This is a genomic window from Streptomyces sp. NPDC094034, assembly GCF_040303865.1.
Lineage (GTDB): Bacteria > Actinomycetota > Actinomycetes > Streptomycetales > Streptomycetaceae > Streptomyces.
The window spans coordinates 1-23,084 of sequence record NZ_JBEOUD010000008.1; the positions used below are offsets into that span (position 1 = coordinate 1).

The 23,084-nt window shown below is 69.5% G+C and carries 18 protein-coding genes and 1 pseudogene; 12 read left to right on the forward strand and 7 right to left on the reverse strand.

Features of this window, described 5'->3' with window-relative positions:
• The 3 genes and pseudogenes from ABTZ59_RS09930 to ABTZ59_RS09940 all read left to right on the forward strand — a co-directional run.
• The coding region (locus ABTZ59_RS09930; protein WP_351393562.1) for a transposase at positions 1-339 on the forward strand (339 nt) is incomplete at its 5' end.
• A gap of 26 nt (positions 340-365) precedes the next feature.
• Positions 366-488, forward strand: a pseudogene (locus ABTZ59_RS09935) (GNAT family N-acetyltransferase); the annotation flags it as partial.
• 320 nt (positions 489-808) lie between these two features.
• Complete coding sequence (locus tag ABTZ59_RS09940) at positions 809-940, forward strand: hypothetical protein (RefSeq protein ID WP_106979167.1); 132 nt, start codon at positions 809-811, stop codon at positions 938-940.
• 12 nt (positions 941-952) lie between these two features.
• Here ABTZ59_RS09940 and ABTZ59_RS09945 read toward each other — a convergent pair whose 3' ends face one another.
• Positions 953-2,530, reverse strand: a complete 1,578-nt coding sequence (locus ABTZ59_RS09945; RefSeq protein WP_351393565.1) for a purple acid phosphatase family protein — start codon at positions 2,528-2,530, stop codon at positions 953-955.
• A 128-nt stretch (positions 2,531-2,658) separates the two neighbouring features.
• Here ABTZ59_RS09945 and ABTZ59_RS09950 point away from each other — a divergent pair, with 128 nt between their 5' ends.
• The 3 genes from ABTZ59_RS09950 to cimA all read left to right on the forward strand — a co-directional run bounded on the left by ABTZ59_RS09950 (position 2,659) and on the right by cimA (position 7,052).
• Positions 2,659-3,708 (forward strand): 3-isopropylmalate dehydrogenase, encoded by a 1,050-nt coding sequence (locus ABTZ59_RS09950; protein ID WP_351393568.1) that lies wholly within the window; start codon positions 2,659-2,661, stop codon positions 3,706-3,708.
• A 225-nt stretch (positions 3,709-3,933) separates the two neighbouring features.
• Entirely contained in the window at positions 3,934-5,022 is a 1,089-nt protein-coding gene (locus ABTZ59_RS09955; RefSeq protein ID WP_351393571.1) for a branched-chain amino acid aminotransferase, read from the forward strand.
• 413 nt (positions 5,023-5,435) lie between these two features.
• A complete protein-coding gene (gene cimA / locus ABTZ59_RS09960; protein WP_351393574.1) occupies positions 5,436-7,052 on the forward strand; it encodes a citramalate synthase in 1,617 nt (538 codons plus the stop codon).
• A 54-nt stretch (positions 7,053-7,106) separates the two neighbouring features.
• Here cimA and ABTZ59_RS09965 read toward each other — a convergent pair whose 3' ends face one another.
• Complete coding sequence (locus ABTZ59_RS09965) at positions 7,107-8,996, reverse strand: ricin-type beta-trefoil lectin domain protein (protein ID WP_351393577.1); 1,890 nt, start codon at positions 8,994-8,996, stop codon at positions 7,107-7,109.
• Positions 8,997-9,298: 302 nt separating this feature from the next.
• Between ABTZ59_RS09965 and ABTZ59_RS09970 the strand changes: the two genes are divergently transcribed.
• The gene (locus ABTZ59_RS09970) at positions 9,299-10,279 is read left to right on the forward strand and encodes a LacI family DNA-binding transcriptional regulator (protein WP_351393579.1); all 981 of its coding nucleotides are present in this window, start codon (positions 9,299-9,301) and stop codon (positions 10,277-10,279) included.
• Between the two features lie 137 nt (positions 10,280-10,416).
• Positions 10,417-11,820, forward strand: coding sequence for a hypothetical protein (locus ABTZ59_RS09975; RefSeq protein ID WP_351393582.1), 1,404 nt, complete (start codon positions 10,417-10,419; stop codon positions 11,818-11,820).
• 63 nt (positions 11,821-11,883) lie between these two features.
• Here ABTZ59_RS09975 and ABTZ59_RS09980 read toward each other — a convergent pair whose 3' ends face one another.
• A complete protein-coding gene (locus tag ABTZ59_RS09980) occupies positions 11,884-12,492 on the reverse strand; it encodes a YceI family protein (RefSeq protein WP_351393584.1) in 609 nt (202 codons plus the stop codon).
• Between the two features lie 247 nt (positions 12,493-12,739).
• Here ABTZ59_RS09980 and ABTZ59_RS09985 point away from each other — a divergent pair, with 247 nt between their 5' ends.
• From ABTZ59_RS09985 to ABTZ59_RS10000, 4 genes are all read left to right on the forward strand, one after another.
• Positions 12,740-13,249, forward strand: coding sequence for a hypothetical protein (locus ABTZ59_RS09985; RefSeq protein WP_351393586.1), 510 nt, complete (start codon positions 12,740-12,742; stop codon positions 13,247-13,249).
• A gap of 200 nt (positions 13,250-13,449) precedes the next feature.
• Positions 13,450-15,795: a polysaccharide lyase 8 family protein gene (locus tag ABTZ59_RS09990; RefSeq protein ID WP_351393998.1), complete on the forward strand. Its 2,346-nt coding sequence runs from the start codon at positions 13,450-13,452 to the stop codon at positions 15,793-15,795.
• A gap of 151 nt (positions 15,796-15,946) precedes the next feature.
• Complete coding sequence (locus ABTZ59_RS09995; protein WP_249953780.1) at positions 15,947-17,530, forward strand: acyl-CoA carboxylase subunit beta; 1,584 nt, start codon at positions 15,947-15,949, stop codon at positions 17,528-17,530.
• A gap of 45 nt (positions 17,531-17,575) precedes the next feature.
• Positions 17,576-17,779, forward strand: a complete 204-nt coding sequence (locus ABTZ59_RS10000) for an acyl-CoA carboxylase subunit epsilon (RefSeq protein ID WP_249953779.1) — start codon at positions 17,576-17,578, stop codon at positions 17,777-17,779.
• Positions 17,780-17,881: 102 nt separating this feature from the next.
• Here the strand turns inward: ABTZ59_RS10000 and ABTZ59_RS10005 are convergent, their stop codons facing one another.
• From ABTZ59_RS10005 to ABTZ59_RS10020, 4 genes are all read right to left on the reverse strand, one after another.
• Positions 17,882-18,463 carry a GTP-binding protein gene (locus tag ABTZ59_RS10005; protein WP_031229389.1) on the reverse strand — a complete coding sequence of 194 codons (582 nt, stop codon included), beginning with the start codon at positions 18,461-18,463 and terminating at the stop codon, positions 17,882-17,884.
• Positions 18,444-19,043, reverse strand: coding sequence for a DUF742 domain-containing protein (locus ABTZ59_RS10010; RefSeq protein ID WP_351393591.1), 600 nt, complete (start codon positions 19,041-19,043; stop codon positions 18,444-18,446). Before ABTZ59_RS10010 ends, ABTZ59_RS10005 begins: the two co-directional genes overlap by 20 nt.
• Positions 19,044-19,145: 102 nt before the next feature.
• Positions 19,146-19,559 (reverse strand): roadblock/LC7 domain-containing protein, encoded by a 414-nt coding sequence (locus ABTZ59_RS10015; protein ID WP_010984131.1) that lies wholly within the window; start codon positions 19,557-19,559, stop codon positions 19,146-19,148.
• A 10-nt stretch (positions 19,560-19,569) separates the two neighbouring features.
• Entirely contained in the window at positions 19,570-22,929 is a 3,360-nt protein-coding gene (locus ABTZ59_RS10020) for a sensor histidine kinase (RefSeq protein ID WP_351393594.1), read from the reverse strand.
• Between the last annotated feature and the right edge of the window lie 155 nt (positions 22,930-23,084).

Sequence of the window (23,084 nt, forward strand, 5' to 3'; positions counted from 1 at the left end):
GCGACACACCCTGGGCAGACGGTCATCGGTGACAAGGGCTATGTGTCCAAGCACCTCGACGCCTTCATGGCCGAGCACGGCCTGACCCTGTTAAGGCCGAGCTACCGCAACCTCAGGACCCGGCCCGGCGAACACCTGCTCAAGCCCGTCCGCCAGCTCATCGAGTCGGTCAACGACACCCTCAAAGGCCAGCTCGACCTCGAACGCCACGGAGCGAGAACCCCCGCCGGAGTGCTCGCCCGCGTCGGACAGCGAATCCTGGCCCTGACCACCGCGATCTGGCACAACCGCAACACCGGCCGAACCATCACACGCTCGCTAACCGCCTACGACCACTAACCAAGCCTTCGGACTTACTCGTCTAGGACCACGGCCTCGGCGGTGTGCACGCCCTCGTACGTGACGGGGACGGCACCCTGCTCGCGCACGGCAGTGTGGTCCAGCGCCGGGTGCTGTACGACGGCCGCTCCTACCGCGTCGGCGACGTGCTGTAGCCCCGCGGTCCGATGGTCCCGCGGTCCGATGGCCCCGGGGCCCCGTGGCCCGCTGACCCGCGAGGGGTTTCCGCAGGTCGGAACGATCACCGTCTCAGATAGTAGGAAGTCCGAGTAATTGTGGAGACAGAGCGGTGATCCTCGCTTAGCTTGGAATGAGCCGAACGTCTCGCTCCATCGAGCGAATGGCGGTCGTTGGCACGCGCCCCCACGCAGGTAACCCCTGCCGCGTATGCCCCCGCCCCTTCCGGCCGTGCCCCCCTTGGCGGTTTTGCTCCGCCGCGTGGCTCAGCTATCTCAAGGAGTCGATCATCATGGCCGAGACGACTGTCCGTCGCCGTGTCCGTCACACCCCCCGCACCAGCGAATCCGACCGCAAGAACGCCGCCGCCGCCCTGCAGCGCGCTCTCGACCGCAGGGACAACGGCGGCTCGACCGGCCACTGACCTGCGCGAAGGTCAGCGCGTGATCGTGAAGTGGTCCACGCGCTCGCCACTCTCGGCGAACGCGGAGACCTTGAGCGCCGGCCGGCGCCCCGTCGTCACCTCGACGGCGAGGAACGAGAACCCGGTATAGCGCACGCGCGACCACTCCACGGTCTCGGTGGCCTTGGCGCCGCCCGGCTCCCAGTGGTACGAGGGCACGCTCTCGACGTCGGCGACATGGCCCTCGTAACTGTCCGGCACGGGGAAGTCGTACAGCGCCTTGCCCGCGCCTCCCGCCGTGACGTACACGATGCCGTCTCGCACCGAACTGACCGACTCGCCGATCGGCACCCGGCGCCCGATGCCGCCGCCGCGCAGCGCGTCGGTGCGCTCGTAGACATGGTTGTGGCCGTTGACCACCAGATCGACGCGGTGCTTGTCGAAGAGCGGCACCCACGCGTCGCGCACCCCGCCGTCCGAGGCGTGCGCGTTCGTGGTCGAGAAGGCGCAGTGGTGGAAGAACACCACGATGAAGTCGATGTCCTCGTGCGCGCGCAGTTCCCGGAGCCGCCGGTCGAGCCAGCGGGTCTGGGCGCCGCCTGTGTAGCCGGTGTTGGCGCGGATCTCGTGGGAGACATCGTTCGCGTCGAGGGCGACCACACCGACATTGCCGTACGTGAACGAGTAGACGCCGGGCGACTTCACCGGATCGAGTCCGCCCTCCGGCAGGGACCAGCGCGCGTTCTGGCCGCCGTAGCCGTCGGGGGAGTACCAGGCCTCCATGTCGTGGTTGCCGGTGGTCACCATCCACGGCACCCGCGAGGCCACCGACTCGGTCTGGGCCAGGAACTGGTCCCAGACCCGCGCGTCATAGACGTCCGTGGGCAGCCCCTGGCCGCTGCTGTCGGCGTAGCAGATGTCCCCCGCGTGCAGATGGAAGACCGGGTTCTGGCCCAGGATCACCTGGTCGTTGGCGAGGGCGTCGTACGAGACGCCCTGGTCGCCGAAGGCGGTGAAGACGAACGGCTCGGCGCGCGCCGGGGCGGTGCGGAAGGTGCCGACCGTCCCCAGATTGCGCGTGTCCGCCGGGTCGAAGCCGTCATGTCCCACGCCGTAGTAGTAGGTGGTCCCCGGACGCAGCCGCTCCAGCGAGACATGCAGGTAGTACTGGTCCACCGCGGGCAGCTTGGCCGACAGCGAGGGGGTGTGCAGCGACCGCACCTCCGCCTTGATCTTCTGGCTCAGGTCCCAGGGCTTGAGCCCCACCCGGACGTAGGGGTTCTTCACCGCGAACGGCACCTGCCAGGAGACCGACATCATCGTCTTCGGGTCGGCGCCGAAGGCCAGATGCCGGCCGAACGGTGCCACCAGCGATCCGTCCACCCGGACGGCGGCCGACGACGGCGCGAACGCGGGGGCGGTGTCCGCGGTGGCCCCCGCGGTGACGGCGCTGGAGCCGAGCAGACCGGCGCCCGCCACCGTCCCGGCCGCGAGCGTGCCGGCCCGCAGCAGACCGCGTCGGCCGATTCTCTCGCGCAGATACGCGTGCTGCTCCGGCATGGTCATACGGGAGGCGAGATGGTCGGGAATCCCGACGCGGGGGGTTTCCATGTGCCGACGGTGACACCAATGGGTGGCAAAGGCGTGTATCGCGGGCATACAGTCGACGACTGCTTCGCAATGTGTCCACAGAATGGACACGCGATGTCATGCACTGGGACGGAGGGTAGGGTGCCTCCATGTCTCGCAGCCTCAATCTCGCAGTGATCCCCGGTGACGGCATCGGCCAGGAGGTCGTGGCCCAGGGCCTGAAGGTCCTGAGCGCGGTCCTTCCCCAGGATGTGAAGCTGGAGACCAAGGAGTACGACCTCGGCGCGAGCCGCTGGCACCGCACCGGGGAGACCCTCCCGGACGCGGAGCTGGAAGCCCTCAAGGGGCATGACGCGATCCTACTCGGCGCGATCGGCGACCCGACCGTGCCGTCCGGCGTCCTGGAGCGCGGGCTGCTGCTCAAGCTGCGCTTCGCCTTCGACCACTACGTCAATCTGCGGCCGTCGAAGCTCTTCCCCAACACGGCCACGCCGCTGGCGGGCCGCCCGGACATCGACTTCGTCGTCGTCCGCGAGGGCACCGAGGGCCCGTACACCGGCAACGGAGGTTCACTGCGCACGGGCACGCCCGCCGAGGTGGCCACCGAAGTGAGCCTCAATACGGCGTACGGCGTGGAGCGGGTCGTCCGGGACGCGTACGAGCGTGCCAACTCCCGTCCGCGCAAGAAGCTGACGCTGGTCCACAAGAACAACGTCCTCGTCTACGCCGGCCACCTGTGGAAGAACATCTTCGACCGCGTGGGCCAGGAGTATCCGGACGTCACCACCGACTATCTGCATGTCGACGCCGCGACGATCTTCTTCGTCACCCGGCCCGACCGCTTCGACGTGATCGTCACCGACAACCTCTTCGGTGACATCCTCACCGACCTGGCCGCCGCCGTGACCGGCGGAATCGGCCTGGCCGCGTCCGCGAACATCAATCCGGACCGTACGTTCCCGTCCATGTTCGAGCCGGTCCACGGGTCGGCGCCGGACATCGCGGGCCAGGGGAAGGCCGACCCCACGGCCACCATCCTCTCCGTCGCCCTGCTGCTGCGACACCTCGGGTTCGACGCCGAGGCCGTCCGGGTGGAGGAGGCCGTCGCGGCCGATCTCGCCGGACGTGAGGGTACGGCGGCCACCGCGCGTACGACCGACCAGATCGGTGACGCGCTCGCCGTACGAGTAGCGAGCTGACCCGTCGACTCCACACAGCCGCCGGGTCTTCGGAGCCCGGCGGCTGTTCTTTTGCGGCCATCGGGTGCCACCATCATCCAAGGGCCGCTTTCACCCCGTTTCATGCACCGTCCCACCCACGCGATAATCGGCGTGGGCCGCGGCATGCGGGAATGCTCGGACGTCCTAGTAGCAGTAGCGGCGTGAACGCGGTCCGTCACATCAACCGGTGAAGGACGAGTATTCATGACCACGCCCACGATCGAACTCAAGCCCACCTCGAACCCGCTGTCCGACGCGGAGCGCGAGGCGATCCTGGCCAACCCGGGGTTCGGCCGCCACTTCACCGACAACATGGTGACGATCCGGTGGACGGAGGGACGCGGCTGGCACGACGCGCAGCTCATTCCGTACGGGCCCCTCTCGCTCGACCCGGCGAACATGACCCTGCACTACGCGCAGGAGATCTTCGAGGGGCTCAAGGCATACCGCCGCCCCGACGGATCGGTCGCCACCTTCCGGCCGGAGTCCAACGCCGAGCGCTTCCGGGTCTCGGCCCGCCGGCTCGCCATGCCGGAGCTCCCCGTCGAGACCTTCATCGCGGCGTGCGACGCGCTGGTCCAGCAGGACAGGGCATGGGTGCCGGCGCATGGCGGGGAGGAATCCCTCTATCTGCGCCCGTTCATGATCGCCACCGAGGTCGGGCTCGGGGTGCGGCCGGCGAACGAGTATCTGTTCCTGGTCATCGCCTCGCCCGCGGGCGCGTACTTCCCCGGCGGGGTGAAGCCGGTCTCGGTCTGGCTCTCGGAGAACTACGTCCGCGCGGTGCCGGGTGGCATCGGCTTCGCCAAGACCGGCGGCAACTACGCGGCGTCCCTGCTCGCCCAGGCGGAGGCGGCCGAGGAGGGCTGCGAGCAGGTGGTCTATCTGGACGCGGTGGAGCACCGCTGGGTCGAGGAACTGGGCGGGATGAACCTGTACTTCGTGTACGGCGACCGCATCGTCACCCCCGAGCTGACCGGCTCCCTGCTGGCGGGCGTCACGCGTGACTCGCTGCTGAGCCTGGCGGCCGACCTCGGGTACAGCTCCGAGGAGAGCCGGATCTCCAAGGAGGACTGGCGCCGCGACACCGAGAACGGCACGCTCACCGAGGTCTTCGCGTGCGGTACGGCCGCGGTGATCACCCCGGTCGGTGTGGTCAAGTCGACAGGAGGCGAGTGGACCCAGTCGGGCGGCCGTCCCGGTGAGGTCACGATGAAGCTGCGTGAGGCCCTGCTGGACATCCAGACGGGCCGGACGGCGGACACCCACGGCTGGATGCACCAGCTGGGCTGACGGCCGGCTGTCACCAGGGCGAACGAGGAGGCCCGCGGCCGGGAGCGAACCCGGGCGCGGGCCTCCGACGCGCCTTGGTCCGGCCCCCGTCGTACGTCCCGGGGCCCGCTTTCGTCACGCACCGCTCATCTGTACCGACCGCATCGTGAGACAGGCCTTCCCCAGAGCCGCAGGCATGCGAAAATCGCCCTGTGCTCTCGTTCGCCATGATTATCGGCAGCAAGCGCGCCGGTCCGCAGTGATCGCCTCGTACCACCATGTACGGCGCGGCCACCGTGCCTCAGACCCGCGCGCAGACCTCTCGCACCCGCGAGGGGTTTTTTCATTTTCCGGCCCCACCCTCGCCGGAAATGAGGCGAGCGATGATGGGGGCAAGTGGAGCCAGTCCTTCCACTCGACAGGAGCTACACACCATGACCACTGAGTCCACCGGACCCACGGGGAAAGACGACAGTTTTCATGTCTTCGACACGACGCTGCGCGATGGCGCCCAGCGTGAAGGCATCAATCTGACCGTCGCCGACAAACTGGCCATCGCACGGTACCTGGACGACTTCGGCGTGAGCTTCATCGAGGGCGGCTGGCCCGGCGCCAACCCGCGGGACACCGAATTCTTCGCGCGCGCCCAGCAGGAGATCGACTTCAAGAACGCCCAGCTCGTCGCGTTCGGTTCCACTCGCAGGCCGGGTGCGAGGGCGGCGGAGGACCCCCAGGTCAAGGCGCTGGTCGAGGCCGGCGCGCCGGTGGTCACCCTGGTCGCCAAGTCGCATGACCGCCATGTCGAGCTGGCGCTGCGCACCACCCTCGACGAGAACCTCGAAATGGTCCGCGACACCGTCTCCTACCTGCGCGAACAGGGCCGCCGCGTATTCGTCGACTGCGAGCACTTCTTCGACGGCTACCGCGCCAACCCCGAATACGCCAAGTCCGTCGTACGGGCCGCGACCGAGGCGGGCGCCGATGTCGTCGTCCTCTGTGACACCAACGGCGGCATGCTGCCCGCCCAGATCCAGGCCATCGTCACCACCGTGCTCGCCGACACCGGTGCCCGCCTCGGTATCCACGCCCAGGACGACACCGGCTGCGCCGTCGCCAACACCCTCGCCGCCGTCGACGCCGGCGCCACCCATGTCCAGTGCACCGCCAACGGCTATGGCGAGCGCGTCGGCAACGCCAACCTCTTCCCGGTCGTCGCCGCGCTGGAGCTCAAGTACGACAAGCGCGTCCTGCCCGCCGGCGCGCTCGCCGAGATGACCCGGATCTCGCACGCCATCGCGGAGATCGTCAATCTCGCCCCCTCCACCCATCAGCCGTATGTCGGCGTCTCCGCGTTCGCCCACAAGGGTGGACTTCACGCCTCCGCGATCAAGGTCGATCCCGACCTGTACCAGCACATCGACCCCGAACGGGTCGGAAACACCATGCGGATGCTCGTCTCCGACATGGCGGGCCGCGCCTCCATCGAGCTGAAGGGCCGGGAGCTGGGCATCGACCTCAGCGGCGACCGCGATCTGGTCGGCCGGGTCGTGGGCCGGGTCAAGGAACGCGAGCTCAAGGGGTACACCTACGAGGCGGCCGACGCGTCGTTCGAGCTGATGCTGCGCGAAGAGGTCGAGGGCCGGCCCCGTAACTACTTCCGTACGGAGTCCTGGCGCGCGATCGTCGAGGACCGGCCCGACGGGACGCACGCCAACGAGGCCACCGTGAAGCTGTGGGCCAAGGGCGAGCGGATCGTCGCCACCGCCGAGGGAAACGGCCCGGTCAACGCCCTGGACCGGGCCATGCGGGTCGGCCTGGAGCGGATCTATCCGCAGCTGGCCAAGCTGGAGCTGGTGGACTACAAGGTCCGCATCCTGGAAGGCAGGCACGGTACGGAGTCCACCACGCGCGTGCTGATCACCACGGGGGACGGGGTCGGCGACTGGTCCACGGTCGGGGTCGCCGAGAATGTGATCGCGGCCTCCTGGCAGGCGCTGGAGGACGCGTACACGTACGGACTGCTGCGGGCCGGGGTCGAACCGGCGGAGTAGTCACCACCCCGCGCGGTCGCCCCGGCCTCCGGACGAGACTTCGGACCTACTCGACTAGCTCTGGAGCCGCCACTTCTGGTTGGCGGCTCCGGTGCAGGTCCAGATCTGGGCGCGCGCGCCGTTGGCCGAGGAATTGTCCGTCACATCGAGGCACTTGTCCGCCGCGGTGTTGACGATGTCACCGGTCCCGGCGTTGTACGACCACTGCTGGGCACCGCTCCCGTTGCAGTCGTACAATTGCACCTTGGCGCCGTTCGCCGTCGACGCCGACGTCACGTCCAGGCACTTGCCGAGGGACCTGATCGTCGCGTCCGTGCCGACCGTCCAGCGCTGGGCCGTTGAGCCGTTGCAGTCGTAGAGCTGGACGGCCGTCCCATTGGCGCTCGCGCCGCCCGCCACGTCCAGGCACTTGCCGGCGAGCCCGATGAAGGTGCCCGAGGTGCCGGTGCCGCCACCGCCGGACTGGGTGCCGGACCAGGTGAAGGTCGCCGACGTCTTGCCGGGCAGCGAGTAACTGAAGTTCTGCCCGCCCCAGTTGACCCGCAGCTCGCGCGCGGCCGACGCGTCGTTGTACGCGATGAGCGCCTTGGAGCCGTCCGGGTTGCGCCAGGCCACATTGGGCACAGTGGTGCTGGCGGTGGAGGCGATGCGCTCCGCGCCCGGCTTCACGAACTTCGTCAGATGGCCCATCGTGTAGTACTCGATGGTGTAGTCGACCTGGCCGTGCCTGCCGTCACCGTTGTGGACCGTGATCAGCCCGTCGCAGGTGCCGCAGCCGCCGTTGTGCGGGCCGCGGTTCTGGTCCACCGCGAGCGACCACTTGGTCACCGACTTCGCCCAGTTGCGGGTGTAGTCGATGATGTTCGACATGTCCTCGCGCTGCTGATTGGCGATCCAGGTGCCGCCCGAGTGCTCGGTCTGGAAGGCGTTCAGCTGCGGATACTGGTTGTGGACGTCCGTCTGCTTCTGGACGTTGCCGCCGTAGCCGTGCCAGGCGACACCACCGAAGTTGGGGTGGTTGCGGATGGCCGCGTCGTTCACGGTCTCGGCGGCGTACGCGTCGTAGGTGTCCCAGTTCCAGTCGTGCGCCAGCACCTTGGCGGACAGTCCCGCGCTCTGGAGCTTGGGCAGCAGTTCACTCTTGGTGAAGTACGCGAGACCCGAGGCGTTCCAGCTCATCGACGGATAACCGGCGCAGCAGGTCGGCTCGTTCTGCGCCGACACATAGTCGACCGGGATGCCCTGGTCGCGATAGGCCTGGAGATACTTCACGAAGTAGTCGGCGTAGGTGCCGTAGTTCTCCGCCTTCAGCCAGCCGCCGTTGAGCTGGCCGCTGTCCTTCATCCAGGCCGGTGCCGTCCACGGCGAGGCCATGGTCGTCAGCGCCGGGTTGAGCTGCTTGGCCTGCTTGGTCAGCGGCAGTACATCGGCCAGATCGTGCGCGAGGGAGAAGCGCGCGAGGGTGGGATCGGTCTGGCCCGCCGGAAGGTCGTTGTACGTGTAGCCGAAGCGCGCGAGGTCGGAACCGCCCATGGGGTTGCGGATGAAGGAGAGTCCGATGCCCTCGGTGGGGGAGAAGAGCTTCTTCATCGTGTCGTCACGGGTCGCCTGGGAGAGCGCGCCGCTGCCCTTCATCAGCCAGGCGGCGGTGTCCGTGAAGGAGGCGCCGCCGCCCGTGAAGGTCTGATAACGGGTGCCCTCGTCGACGCTGACGTTCGTACCGCTGCCGCCGTTGCCCGGCTGGAAGTTGACGGGGGTCTGCTGCTGGAGACCGCGGGTGACATGGCGTCCGCCGCTGTCGTCGGTGGTCGTCAGCCAGATATTGACCTGCTCGCCCGCGGCGTGCGCCGTACCGGCGGACAGGCCGCTGAGTCCGGCGGTGGTCAGGGCGCCCGCGAGGAGCATCCTCGTCAGCCGCCGCCCGATGCCAGTCGATCTCGACATAAGTCTGCTGCCCTTCATCGGCAGTGCTGTGGGGGGTGAAGCCGTGCGGCGTGAGTGAACTGCCGTTACGAACCCCCGTCAAGAGGTCGCGCATTCAGGAACTGAACGCTCAACACCCCCGCGTCGCCTCCGACCTGCGGCCCGGCTGGTACGTAACGAAGGTTCGGACCAATCTCGGCGTGAAGTGTTGACGGCGCTCCGGCGCGCCGGTTAACTCACCGCCGAGCAACCGGTACCGGTTCCGGGACCGGTTCCGGCCCCGGGGGCCGCGACCGGTTCCCCACCTCTTCGGGGAGGCCACGATGCGTGTCACCATCGCCGATGTCGCCCGGGAGGCCGGGGTCAGCAAGACGACCGTGTCGCGGGTGATCAATACCAAAGGTGAAGTCGACCGGAGCACGGCCGCCCGCGTCCGGGCCGTGATCGCCCGGCTCGGCTACGTACCCAGCTCGGGCGCCGTCGGACTGGCCCGCGGCCGGGTCCATACGATCGGCATGCTGGTGCCCGCGCTGAGCTGGCCCTGGATGGCCGAGGTCCTTCAGGGGGTCGTGGACACCGTCGAGGCGGCCGGTTACGGCCTGCTGCTCTTCACCTGCAACCGCGGCCCCGAATCGGTGGAGCACTTCGTCACCCAGGTCTCGGCCCGCGCCTTCGACGGACTGCTCGTCGTGGAGCCGGAGAACACCCTCGACACCATCATCGGACTGCACCGCAAGGGGCTGCCCGTCGTACTGATCGATGACCGGGGCAGCCGCCCCGAGGGCTTCCCGTCCGTGGTGACCACCAACCACGAGGGCGGCGCCTCCGCGGCCCGCCATCTGCTGGCCGGCGGGCGCGGCAGACCGCTGGTGATCACCGGGCCCGCGCACTTCGGCTGCGTACGCGAACGGCTCAAGGGCTTCCGTGAGGTCCTGCCCACGGATCTCGTCATGGTGGGGGACTTCACCGAGCTGTCGGGACGTCTCGCGGTGGAGAAGCTTCTCCACAACGAGGTCCGCTTCGACTCCGTGTTCGCGCACAACGACATCAGCGCGGCCGGCGCGCTGCGGGCCCTGCGGGCGGCGGGGCGCAAGGTCCCCGACGATGTCGCGGTGGTCGGCTTCGACAACATCCCGCTGGCCCGGCACACGGAGCCGCCGCTGACCACCGTCCGCCAGCCCACCCGGCTGATGGGCGAGACGGCGGCACGGCTGCTGCTCGGACATCTCGCCGGGACATCGCCCGGCCTCGGCGAGCCGGTGGTCCTGCCCACCGAGATCATCGTCCGGGAGTCGGCGCCGTAAGCCGCCGTCCCTTGCCACGCCCGCCTGCCGCCCGCCTGCCGCCCGCCTTCCGCTCGCCTTCCGCTCGCCTTCCGTCCGCCTTTCCGCTCGTCCTTCGCCCGTCCGGTTTGGCCGTACTTCGGGTAGCGTCAATAGGTATGAGGACGAGGCTGATCTCCCTGCTGTCCGGACTGCTTCTCGCCTTCCTCGCCGCGGCCTTCCTGGCGCCGGGCGCGTGGGCGTCCCCCGATGCGACAACGGCCACCCATGCGACAACGGCCACCAGCGTGTCGGCGGCCACCGGCCCCGAGGCGGTGGCCGCTGCCCTCAAGAAGGGGCCGGTCTATGTGGACCCGCGGGCCGCGGGACAGCTTTCGGCGTCCGAAGCCGAGGCTCTGGCGAAGAAGATCAAGGACGCGGACAAACCCCTCTTCGTGGCCGTCCTGCCGGCCACCGCCGAGTTCCCGGCCTCGTCCGTGCTGAGGACCGTACGGGCGGAGACCGGCGTGACGGGGCTGTACGCCATCCGTCTCGGCGACCGGTTCGACGCGGGCGCCGACTCCGCGGTGCTGCCCAGCCAGGCCGTCCGTAATCTCACGGACGCGGTCAAGGCGGGCGGTCCGGTCGACGCCGCGACCGAGCTGAACAACTTCGTCGACCAGGCCCTTCCACAGACCCGGGGCCAGGCCCCGGCCTCCTGGGACACAGGGTCGGGATCGGCCGGTGCCGGCGGCTCGTCCACCGGGCTGATCGTCCTCGGCTCGGTGATCGTGGTGGGCGGCGCGGGCGCGTACGCGGTGGCGCGCACCAACCGCCGCAAGCGCGCCGAACGCGCCCGCGAGGCGCTGGAGAAGCTGCGGGTCGTCGTGGACGAGGACATCACCGCCTTCGGCGAGGAGCTGGACCGGCTGGACTTCCACCCCGGCGAGCCGGGTGCCGACGACGCGATGCGCGGGGACTACGAACGCTCCCTGGACTCGTACGAGAAGGCCAAGTCCCTGATGGGCGCGGCGGAACGGCCCGAGGACGTACGCGGGGTGACCGAGGCGCTGGAGGACGGCCGGTTCGCGCTGGCCACGCTGGCCGCGCGCCGGACGGGTGCCCCGCTTCCCGAGCGCCGTTCGCCCTGCTTCTTCGACCCGCGGCACGGCCCTTCCACGACGGACGCGCAGTGGGCCCCGCCCGCCGGTGTCCCGCGTACGGTCCCGGTCTGCGCGGCCGACGCCGCCCGGCTGGCGGACGGCAGGGACCCGGAGACCCGTACGGTGCGCACCGAGGACGGCCCCCGCCCCTACTGGGAGGCCGGACCGGCGTACGGGCCGTGGGCCGGCGGCTACTTCGGCGGCGGGCTGCTGCCGGGGCTGCTGGTCGGCACGATGCTCGGCTCGATGATGGCGACCCCCGCCTACGCCGCGGACTTCGGCGGCGGTGACCTGTCCGGCTTCAGCGGGGGAGACTACTCCGGCTCGGACTTCGACCCGGGCGACTTCGGCGGCGGAGGCTTCGGCGGGGGAGGGGACTTCGGCGGCGGTGGCGGGTTCGACGGGGGCGGCGGGTTCTAGAACCGGTGCTTCGAGGACCCGGTGCCCGTTCCGCTGAGAACCTGGTGCCTGGCCCGCTGTCGGTCAGGCCTTCTTGATCGCGGAGATGTCGAAGCTCAGCTTGACCTTGTCGCTGACCATCACACCGCCGGTCTCCAGCGCGGCGTTCCAGGTCAGGCCCCAGTCGGAGCGCAGGATCGTGGCGCTGCCCTCGAAGCCGACGCGCTCGTTGCCGTACGGGTCGGTGGCCGAGCCATTGAACTCCAGGTCGATGGTGAGCGGCCGGGTGACGTCCTTGATGGTGAGGTCACCGACGAGCCGGTAGGTCTCCGCGTCCAGTTGCTCGACCGAGGTGGAGCGGAAGGACATCTTCGGGAACGTCTCGGCGTCGAAGAAGTCGGCGCTGCGCAGATGACCGTCGCGGTCCGTCATTCCGGTGTCGACACTGGCGATGGAGACATCGATCGACGCCGAGGAGGCCGCCGGGTTCGTACCGTCCAGGCTCAGCGAACCCTCGTGCTCGGTGAAGGAGCCCCGGACGTTGGTGACCATCGCGTGCCGGACGGTGAAGCTGATCGTGCTGTGCGCGGGGTCGATGGTGTATTCGCCGGTCAGCGCGGCGAGCGCAGGGTCCACCGTGGCGGTGGGGGCCGAGGACTGGGCGGAGTCGTTGGTGCGGCCGAAGAGTCCCATGGTTGCTCCTGAGAGTGGTGGCACGAGGTGGTTGTTTAACCTTCAACGAGCATCACCATAGACGGCTCTGGTTCGGATTTCAACAATGTCACCCGATCGAGGCCGATTGAGTGCGTCGCCCTCTGGCGGACGCGCGTAGACATCGGGCACGATCTCCCTGTTCCACCTGCCCCACCGCCCCATTGGCCCCACCGCCCATCGGCACCAATCGGCTCAACGGTCTTCTGCAGGAGAGGGAATCCCCCCAATGAGAATCCGCTCGGTCATCTCCGCGCTCGCCCTCGTGCTCGGCGCGCTCTTCGCCCCCGGCTTTGGTGTCCTCAGCACGGCCACCGACGCCCAGGCCGCCACCAAGATAAGCCACGCCACCGCCACTTCGATGTTCCGCTCGTCCGGGATCACATGGTCCTCGTCCGGCGGCTGCTCCGACCGCAACAACCCGACCTGTACGTCGTTCGACCAGCTCAACCTGGACACGGCCAAGGGTGCGCAGACCCTGCGGAGCGCCAGCGGCTGCGGTCTCAACATCACCGGTGGTACGGAGACCGGCCACGCGGGCGGCACGTACTCGCACTGGAACGGCTACAAGCTGGACTTCGGCAAGGCCACCTGCGTCAACAACTACGTCAAGAACGTCTTCACGTACATCGGGGTGCGCGGCGACGGCGCCCCGCAGTGGCAGTCCGGCGCCGGCAACATCTACGCCGACGAGGGCAACCACTGGGATGTGACGTTCTACAACTGCGGCGGCTGCTGACGCCGTCGGCGGTCCTCGGACAGGACGGTGCCCCGCTCTCCCGGTCATGGGAGGGCGGGGCACCGCTTTGGTGCGTGAGCCTCCGTGCGACGCGGCAACTGTCGGGCCCCCAGGCGCCGTTGAAAGCCTTCGAGCGCGGTGCTAGACCAACCACCAGTCGGTCTCCACCACTTCCGATCGCGGGGGTCTCCGTGTCGCTGCTGTCCGCCTGGTCCCGTCGTGCCTTTCTGACCGCCACGGGGGCGGGCGCCCTCGCGCTCCCGCTCCCGTTCTCCCGCCCGGCCGCCGCCGGACAGCCCGCCGCCGACGAGTTCGAGGAACTGCGGCGGCGCTGGGTGGATCTCCAACTCGGCACCGACTACGACCCGGCCGTCGAGCCGTACGCCTCCCGGCTCGCGCGGACCGGCGAACTCGCCGCGCGCTTGTGGCGATCGATGGCCCCGGCCGCCGCCTCCCTCTGGCCTGACCATCCCTTCGACCCACCCGCCGGAATCACCCAGAGCTACAGCCGGCTGTGGACCATGGCCCAGGCGTTCTCCCAGCCGGGCACCGGCCTCACGGGCGACACGGCGCTCCTCGCCGATGTCCTGCGAGGTCTCGATCATCTCGCCGCCACCGTCTACCGCCCCGGGACCACTCCGTACGGCAACTGGTGGGAGTGGCAGATCGGCTCCCCCCGGCTGCTCATGGATCTCGTGGCCGTTCTGTACGACCACCTCACCGAGGAGCGGCGGGCCGCCGCATGCGCCGCCGTCGACCACTTCGTCCCCGACAGGCTGCTCGCCGACTACTCCGGCACCAGCACCGGCGCCAACCGGGTCGACCTCTGCCGCTCCGTGGCCCTGCGCGGGGTGCTCGGCCGGGCCCCGGCCAAGCTCGCCCTCGCCCGCGACGCGCTCTCGCCCGTCTTCCCGTATGTCACGAAGGGCGACGGTCTCTACGCCGACGGCTCCTTCATCCAGCACACCTGGGTCGCTTACTCCGGTACCTACGGACAGGTCATGCTGGACGGGCTCGGCCGGCTGTTCACCCTGCTCGCCGGCTCCACCTGGGCCGTCACCGACCCCGCGCGACAGATCATCCTCGACAGTGTGGAGCGCGCCTACGCCCCGCTGATCTACAACGGACTGATGATGGACGGCGTCAACGGCCGGGCCATCAGCCGCGGTTACCTCAAGAACGACGACCAGGGGGTGCTGCGCGGCGACCACTTCCATGGCCAGGGGCTGATCGCGGCCATCCCCCTGCTCGCGGGCGGCGCCTCCCCGGCCGAGCGCGACCGGTGGACCGCCCGGGTCAAGGGGTGGATCGAGCGGGACACGGTCTCACCGATCCTCACCGCCCGCCAGTTCGACGTCGCGGATCTCGCCCGGCTGGGCGCCGTCGCCACCTCGGCCGTCCCCGCCGCCCCGGAGCCGGTCGGCCATACGCTCTTCACCGCGATGGACCGCGCCGTGCACCGGCGGCCCGGCTGGGCCGCCGCGCTCTCCATGGCCTCGGACCGGATCACGTACTACGAGTGCGGCAACGGAGAGAATCCACGCGGCTGGCACACCGGCGCCGGAATGCTCTATTGGTGGGGCGCGGACCGGGGCAATGACCAGTACACCGACTGGTTCTGGCCCACGGTGGACCCGTACCGGCTGCCCGGTACGACGGTCTCCACCAGACGGCTCGCGGACCGGGCCGGCGGCGAGTGGGGCGCCCCCAAACCGGCGGTGCGCTGGGTCGGCGGCGCGACCGACGGGGAGTTCGCGGCCGTGGGCCAGCATCTCAAGGGGCTCGGATCCACCCTCGAAGCCCGCAAGTCCTGGTTCTTCGCGGCCGACGCCGTGATCTGTCTGGGCGCCGGGATCACTGCCACGGACGGGGTGCCGGCCGAGACGGTCGTGGACAACCGCAATCTCGGTGAGAACGGCGCCGACGCCTTCACGCTCGACGACGGGCCACGCCCCCGCTGGGCCCATCTGGAAGGCCACGGCGGCTGGGTCTTCCCCGGCGGCGCCGGCGTACGCACCCTCGCGCAGGCGCGCACCGGCTCCTGGAGCGATATCAACACCACCAGTTCCACCGAACGGCGTACCCGCCGCTATCGGACTCTCTGGCTGGACCACGGCATCGACCCGGTGGACGCCTCGTACGCCTATCTGCTGCTGCCCGGCGCCTCCCGGCGTACCGTGGCGGCCCGCGCCGCCGACCGTCACTGGCTCGGGATCCTCGCCAATACGGCGGCCCTCCAGGCGGTGGAGATCCGCTCGCTCGGCTGTACCGCCGCGAACTTCTGGCAGCCGGGGACGGCCGGGCCCCTCAGCGCGTCCGCTCCCGCGAGCGTGCTGGCCGTGGTCCGCGGCCGTACGGCGGTGCTCCTGGTGAGCGGCCCCACCCGTGACGGAGAGCCGCTGGAGATCCTCTGGGACCGGCCGGTACGGCGGGTCATCGGCCGGGACCCGGCCGTCGAGGTGCTCGCGGCGGGCCGCGGCGTACGGCTGAGGGTCACTCCGGGAACAGCCGGCGCGAGCCACCGCTGTGAGTTTGCCGTGCGCTGACATCTAGGGGAATCCCACAAGAGCCGGGGGTAGCTTGCTGTTCAGGAACCCCGCATCGGGCCGGGTTCTGTCCAGGCCCACCAGGAATACCGCCGCGAGACTGTGTGGAGTCTACGGCGCGATTCCTTGGTGCTCTTCGTAGGGTTGGGACATGACCGTAGTGGACGAGACGCAGGGCGAGCCCGTAGACGCCCGGGGCCGTGTGGCCGAATTGCACGCCCTGCGCGAGGAGGCCCGTCGAGGGCCGAGCGAACGGGCGACCGAGGCACAGCGCGCGAAGGGCAAGCTGACCGCTCGGGAGCGTATCGAGCTGCTGCTTGACGAGGGGTCGTTCCAGGAGGTCGAGCAGCTGCGCAGGCACCGCGCCAGCGGCTTCGGCCTGGAGGCCAAGAAGCCGTACACCGACGGTGTCATCACCGGCTGGGGCACGGTCGAGGGCCGTACGGTCTTCGTGTACGCGCACGACTTCAGGATCTTCGGCGGCGCCCTGGGCGAGGCCCACGCCACCAAGATCCACAAGATCATGGACATGGCCATCTCGGCCGGCGCGCCCCTGGTCTCACTGAACGACGGCGCGGGCGCCCGGATCCAGGAGGGTGTCTCCGCGCTCGCCGGCTACGGCGGGATCTTCCAGCGCAACACCCGCGCCTCCGGAGTCATCCCGCAGATCAGCGTGATGCTCGGGCCGTGCGCGGGCGGCGCCGCCTACAGCCCGGCGCTCACGGACTTCGTCTTCATGGTCCGTGAGACTTCGCAGATGTTCATCACGGGCCCCGATGTGGTCAAGGCCGTCACCGGCGAGGAGATCACCCAGAACGGCCTCGGCGGCGCCGATGTGCACGCGGAGACCTCGGGTGTCGCGCACTTCGCGTACGACGACGAGGAGACCTGCATCGCCGAGGTGCGCTACCTCCTGTCGATGCTTCCGCAGAACAACCGGGAGAACCCGCCCACGGTCGCCTCCGAGGACCCGGCGGACCGCCGCTCCGACGTGCTGCTCGATCTGGTCCCCGCGGACGGCAACCGCCCGTACGACATGCACAAGGTCATCGAGGAACTCGTCGACGAGGGCGACTTCCTGGAGATCCACGAGCGGTGGGCCCGTAACATCATCTGCGCCCTGGCGCGACTCGACGGTCAGGTCATCGGCATCGTCGCCAACCAGCCGCAGTCGCTCGCCGGGGTCCTGGACATCGAGGCATCGGAGAAAGCTGCGCGCTTTGTCCAGATGTGCGACGCTTTCAATATCCCCATTGTCACGCTGCTGGATGTCCCCGGCTTCCTGCCGGGCGTCGACCAGGAGCATGGCGGGATCATCCGGCACGGTGCCAAGCTCCTGTACGCCTACTGCAACGCCACCGTGCCGAGGATCTCCCTGATCCTGCGCAAGGCGTACGGAGGGGCCTACATCGTGATGGACTCCCAGTCCATCGGAGCCGACCTCACCTACGCCTGGCCGACCAACGAGATCGCGGTGATGGGCGCCGAAGGTGCCGCCAATGTCATCTTCCGCAAGCAGATCGCCGAAGCCGAGGACTCCGAGGCCATGCGAGCCCGCATGGTCAAGGAGTACAAGGCCGAGCTGATGCATCCCTACTACGCGGCGGAGCGCGGACTGGTCGACGACGTCATCGACCCCGCGGAGACCCGTGAGGTGCTCGCGAGCGCGCTCGCGATGCTCCGCACCAAACATGCCGACCTGCCGTCCCGCAAGCACGGCAACCCCCCGCAGTAGCCTGCGGCCCGCGCCCTCCCGCCGAGAAGACGGAGACACGACTCCATGAGCGATCCCACGAACGAATCCCTGCTGCGCGTCGAGAAGGGCCAGGCCGGCCCCGAGGAGCTGGCCGCCATCACGGCGGTGCTGATGGCCCGTGCCGCCGCGCAGCCCGAGGCCCCCTCCCACCGGGGCCGCTCCACCGCCGGCTGGCGCCGTCTGGAGCGCACGCCCGGCTTCCGTGCCCCGCACAGCTGGCAGGGCTGAGCCCACCCCGTAGCACACGGCGCTGACACACGGCGCTGACACGGCACCGACGAAGGCCCCCGCACTCTCCGGAGCGCGGGGGCCTTCGTATGACCGTCATGGTTACCTGAGTCGGGCCATGAGGGCGTGTTCGACGAGGGTGATGAGTCCGCTTTTGGCGTCGGCGCGGTGGCGGGCGTCGGTGGTGATGATGGGGGTGTCGGGGCCGATCTGGAGTGCTTCGCGTACTTCGTCGGGGGTGTAGGGCTGGTGTCCGTCGAAGCCGTTGAGGGCGATGACGAAGGGGAGTCCTGAGTTTTCGAAGTAGTCGACGGCGGGGAAGCAGTCGGCGAGGCGGCGGGTGTCGACGAGGACGACGGCGCCGATGGCGCCGCGGACGAGGTCGTCCCACATGAACCAGAAGCGGTCCTGTCCGGGGGTGCCGAAGAGGTACAGGATGAGGTCTTGGTCGAGGGTGATGCGGCCGAAGTCCATGGCCACGGTGGTGGTGGTCTTGTCTCCGGTGTGGGTGAGGTCGTCGATGCCGGCGGAGGCGCTGGTCATGACGGCTTCGGTACGCAGCGGGTTGATCTCCGAGACGGCGCCGACGAACGTGGTCTTGCCCACGCCGAAGCCGCCCGCCACCACGATCTTCGCGCTGGTGGTTGAGCGGGCTGCACCGCCGCTAGAGCTTGCGAAGTCCACTGAGCACCCTTTCGAGCAGTGTCACATCTGGCTGGCCCCCGACGGCCTCGTCGCCGCCGGGCTGATGAATGGCGACAAGTCCCGCCTCCGCCAGGTCGGCTACGAGGATCCGGGCCACGCCGAGGGGAATGGAGAGGAGCGCCGAAATCTCGGCGACCGATTTGATCTCGAAACACAGCTGGCAGATCCGCTGATGCTCGGGCAACTGCCCGTGCAACTGGGACGGATCGGCCGTCGTACTGACCAGCGCCTCGATGGCGAGCTGGTACCGCGGCCTGGTCCGGCCGCCGGTCATGGCGTACGGGCGCACCAACGGGTTGTGTGTGCCCATGGGTTCGGGCTCGGGTGAGTGCCGCGGCTGCACCGGCTGGATGCGGGGCCGCCGCGGCTCCTCGTAAGGCCCTTGTGGTGGGGGATAGGGCTGTTGCCGCGGTGCGCGCTGTGGTGGGCGCGCACCGTCGGGGCCCCCCTGGCCGACCTGACTGCTCGGCGTGGAGGGAAAGTTGAAGCGGTTTTGGGCATGCTCTCCCGTGGACCGCGCGCCATCGTCATAGGGATGTCCGCCTGGGGGTGTAGCCACGTTTCCTCCTCCGACTGCCGGTCGCCGGGCCCTATGTTGACGGACCTGTGGAATCCGCGCCACCGAACCTTAATGGTGCGGCGGCGGGCAGCGCACTGTCTGTCAGTTGAGCAGACTTCCCTGGAGCTCGGCGCGCAGGTCCGGGGTGAGGACCGTGCCCGCGCGGTCGACCAGCAGCGCCATCTCGTAACCCACCAGGCCGATATCGGCCTCCGGGTGGGCGAGGACGGCCAGTGAGGAACCGTCCGAGATGGACATCAGGAAGAGGAAGCCGCGCTCCATCTCGACCACGGTCTGGTTGACGGCGCCCCCCTCGAAGATCCGGGAAGCCCCCGCGGTGAGCGAGGTCAGACCGGACGCCACGGCCGCGAGTTGATCGGCGCGGTCGCGGGGGAAGCCTTCGGACATGGCCAGCAGGAGTCCGTCGGCGGAGACCACCACGGTGTGGGACACCCCAGGGGTGTTGTCCACAAAGTTGGTGATCAACCAGTTCAGATTCTGCGCCGCCTGGCTCATCGGGCTCACACTAACGCTCCTGGTTGTAGGTACTGCCCGAGCCGTAGCCCGGTCCGTTCGTGTCCGCTCCCGCGTTGCGTCCCCGCTGGACACCGCGTCGCAGGTTGCTCAACCTGCCACGAATGTCCTCCGGGGCGCGGGACACCTGGGTACCGCTCTGCGGTGTCTGCTCCGCCGCTCCCTCGACCAGATTGGCTTTGGGCACGCGGCGGGGGAGGCCGGACGAAGTGACTCCGCCGGCCTTGGGCTCACGCAGCTTCTCGGCCCGCTGCCAGCGGTCGTCGTTCGCGGAACGCCAGTCCTCGGAGGCGGCCGCCTCGTTCCGGCCGCCACCACCGCCACCGCTCTCGCCGCCGCCGGCCGCGCTGTCACCATCGCCGTGCCGGCTGCTCGGCGCGTTGCCCTGGCCGCCGCTCCCGCCGAGCGGCGGGGTCCCCACCGGCCCGCCGGTCTGTCCGGCCCGGCCGGTCTGGCTGATCGGTCCGGTCTGGCTGGTCTGTTCTTCGTTCTGACCGGAGGGTGCCCACTCCCGTGGTTGCTGGCTGCTCCCCCGGCGCGGCAGACCCGCATCCGTCAGCGCGTGGCTCGCGCTCGGAGAAGGGCCCGGACGGTCGAAGCCTACGCGTTCCCGGGCTTTCTCGGGAGCGCCCCCTGCAGATTCCGCTTCGGTCCGCGACTCGGCTTGGTACGCGCCTTGGTAACCGCTCTGAGCGGGCCACTCTTCCTGGTGGGGCTGGGCGCCGAAGGCGTTCTCATACGTTCCCTCGGGGCTCTGCGGAGGCTGATACGACGCCTCCGTATAAGCCTGCTGCGGCTGGTAGGCGCCGGGCGCGCGGTACTCCTCGTAGCCGCCGCCCTGGTACGCCGTCCCGCCCTCTTCCGGCCGCGCCGCGAAACCGGCGTCGTACGACGCCTGCTGGGGCGCGTACCGGCCGTCCACCTCTTCGCGGTACTGGCCGACGGCCTGGTCGGTGTGGAGCGGCTGGGGGGCGTCCCGCGTACCGCCCAGCGCGGCCCGCCGCTCGTCGCGGCGCAGGGTGCGGTTGACGGGGTCCAGCGCCCGGGAGTCGCCCGCCGCCGGCTGCTGTTCGTCGTAGCGGGAGTCGTCGAAGCCCAGTTCGGCGGCGGTCAGCATCGGAGCGGTCGGGAAGGCCTGCTCCTGCGCCGACGGCGTCGGCTGGTCGGGGATGATCTGCGAGACGGTGAAGTCCTCGGGTGCGGCGGGTTCGCCGCCACCGCCGTGGGTGATCGCGTCGGGGAGCATGACCAGCGAGGTGGTTCCCGCCTGTTCGCCCGAGGGGCGCAACTGGACGCGGATGCCGTGCCGGTCGGAGAGCCGGCCGACCACGAAGAGCCCCATGCGCTGGGAGACGGCGGCGTCCACGGTCGGCGGGTTGGCCAGCTTGTGGTTGATGTCCGCGAAGTCCTCGGCGGTCAGGCCGATGCCCTTGTCATGGATCTCGATCATCACGCGGCCGTCGGGCAGCCGGGTCGCGGTGACCCGCACCTTGGTCTGCGGCGAGGAGAACGTGGTGGCGTTCTCCAGCAGCTCCGCCAGCAAATGCACGAGGTCGGTCACGGACTGGCCGTGGATCTCCGTCTCGGGTACGCCGGACAGCTCGATGCGCTCGTACGACTCCACCTCGGAGGAGGCGGCGCGGAGCACGTCCACCAGCGGCACCGGCTGGTTCCAGCGGCGGCCCGGCTCCTCGCCCGCGAGGACGAGCAGGTTCTCGCCGTTGCGCCGCATACGGGTCGCCAGATGGTCCAGCTTGAAGAGGTTCTCCAGCTGGTCCGGGTCGCCCTCGTTGTTCTCCAGATCGGAGATCAGCGACAACTGGCCCTCGATCAGCGACTGGTTGCGGCGCGAGAGATTCGTGAAGATCGCGTTGACGTTGCCGCGGAGCATCGCCTGCTCGGCGGCGAGCCTGACCGCCTCGCGGTGGACCTGGTCGAAGGCGCGGGCGACCTCGCCGATCTCGTCGCGCGAATCGATCGGGATGGGCTGGACCCGGGTGTCGACCCGGCCGGGCTCGGCCCGGGAGAGCTGGTCGACCAGCATCGGCAGCCGCTGCTCGGCGATCCCGAACGCGGCGGTACGCAGCGCGCGCATCGAACGGCTCATCTGCTGGGCCATCATGCCCGCCAGGATGAACGCCGCGAGCAGCGCGAGGATCACCACGGCGCCGTTGATGATGGCGTCGTTCCTGGCGTTGTCCGAGATCTGGGCCGCTTCGGTCACGGCCCGGTCGACGAGATCCTTCTCGATCTCCGTGTAGCCGTCGAACTTGGCGGTGGAGGCGGCCATCCAGGTCTCGGGCGTGACGCCGCGCGCCGCGAGCCGCTCGGGACTGTCCCCGGTGGCGATCGCCGCGACCATGCCGTCCAGGACCGAACCGTTCTTGCTCGGCGGCGCCTTGAAGTCCTGGCCGGCGGCCATGGCCTGCTGCTGCGCGGTGGCGAGCTTGCGCGCACCGGCCGCCGCCTGCTCCCTCATCACGTCCTGGAGCCTGACGGTGTCCTCGGCGGTTCCGCCGGAGACATACTCGGCGATCGCGATGTCCTCCAGATACGCGTACGAGGAGAACGCGATCGACTGGCCGTCCCTGACGTCGTCCTTCTGGCTCGGCCTCACCAGCAGATGCATCCCGATGGAGCGCTGGAGCGACCCCGCGGCCCTGGCGAGTTGGAGCGCGTAGACGGTACGGCCGTAGCTGGTGATGTTGCCGGTCCCGAGCCCCAGTTCATTGGCGAACTCCATGAGGGAGTGCTGCACCAGCACATAGCCCTCCTCGGTCGCCACGGGCCCGCCGTTGCCGCCGTCCTTGTCCGGGGTCTCGACACCCGCGGTGTACGCGGTCTTCCGGATGCTCTCCAGCTTGGGCTCTTCACCGCGGAACAGGCCGAGCCGTCGCTCCAGGCCCTCCTTCGCGGGCATGTCCCGCACCGCCACGTCGAACTTTCTCTTCGCGGCGTCCGTGGCCGCGCGGGCCTGGACGACGCTCGGGGCGTCGCGCTTGTTGGTCAGCAGCGGCTGCGCGGTGAGGTCGCGCTCATTGAGCAGCGCCTTGCTGTACTCCGAGGCGGCCCGTACGACGAGCGCCGTCCGCTCGGCGTCCCGCGCTTCCTGCCAGGTGTCGACGGCCCCCTTGACCTGGAAGCCGCCCATCACGAGGCCCACCAGTACCGGGACGAGCAGAATGGCGTTCAGCCGCGTGGGTACGCGCCAGTTGCGCGGCGAGAACCGGCTGGAGCCGCCCGCCACAGGTGGCGAGCCGGTCGCGACCGCAGGCGGCACCGCTGCGCGCGGCGGCGGGGTGAAGTTGCCCCGCGCCTGCTGCTCCGCGGAGCTCGTCTTGCTTCGCCTCACTCGACCAACAACCTCTCGGCGTCGGCACCTACGTTTGTGCCGTGTTCTGTTCAGGGCCGTACTACTCGGGAGTTGTCGAATTCCAGCACGGGGAAGGGTCCCATTCCAAACAGCAGGAATCAGCCATTCCGAGTGGTACAAGCCTCACATAAAAC

Excerpts from the sequence above, each read along its gene's own strand:
- ABTZ59_RS10000 (WP_249953779.1), top strand. The coding sequence starts at position 17,576 with ATGAGCGATCCCACGAACGAATCCCTGCTGCGCGTCGAGAAGGGCCAG.
- cimA (WP_351393574.1), top strand. The coding sequence starts at position 5,436 with ATGACCACTGAGTCCACCGGACCCACGGGGAAAGACGACAGTTTTCAT.
- ABTZ59_RS09940 (WP_106979167.1), top strand. The coding sequence starts at position 809 with ATGGCCGAGACGACTGTCCGTCGCCGTGTCCGTCACACCCCCCGCACC.
- ABTZ59_RS09955 (WP_351393571.1), top strand. The coding sequence starts at position 3,934 with ATGACCACGCCCACGATCGAACTCAAGCCCACCTCGAACCCGCTGTCC.
- ABTZ59_RS09945 (WP_351393565.1), bottom strand. The coding sequence starts at position 2,530 with ATGGAAACCCCCCGCGTCGGGATTCCCGACCATCTCGCCTCCCGTATG.
- ABTZ59_RS09985 (WP_351393586.1), top strand. The coding sequence starts at position 12,740 with ATGAGAATCCGCTCGGTCATCTCCGCGCTCGCCCTCGTGCTCGGCGCG.
- ABTZ59_RS09970 (WP_351393579.1), top strand. The coding sequence starts at position 9,299 with ATGCGTGTCACCATCGCCGATGTCGCCCGGGAGGCCGGGGTCAGCAAG.
- ABTZ59_RS09980 (WP_351393584.1), bottom strand. The coding sequence starts at position 12,492 with ATGGGACTCTTCGGCCGCACCAACGACTCCGCCCAGTCCTCGGCCCCC.
- ABTZ59_RS09975 (WP_351393582.1), top strand. The coding sequence starts at position 10,417 with ATGAGGACGAGGCTGATCTCCCTGCTGTCCGGACTGCTTCTCGCCTTC.
- ABTZ59_RS09950 (WP_351393568.1), top strand. The coding sequence starts at position 2,659 with ATGTCTCGCAGCCTCAATCTCGCAGTGATCCCCGGTGACGGCATCGGC.
- ABTZ59_RS10015 (WP_010984131.1), bottom strand. The coding sequence starts at position 19,559 with ATGAGCCAGGCGGCGCAGAATCTGAACTGGTTGATCACCAACTTTGTG.
- ABTZ59_RS09965 (WP_351393577.1), bottom strand. The coding sequence starts at position 8,996 with ATGTCGAGATCGACTGGCATCGGGCGGCGGCTGACGAGGATGCTCCTC.
- ABTZ59_RS09995 (WP_249953780.1), top strand. The coding sequence starts at position 15,947 with ATGACCGTAGTGGACGAGACGCAGGGCGAGCCCGTAGACGCCCGGGGC.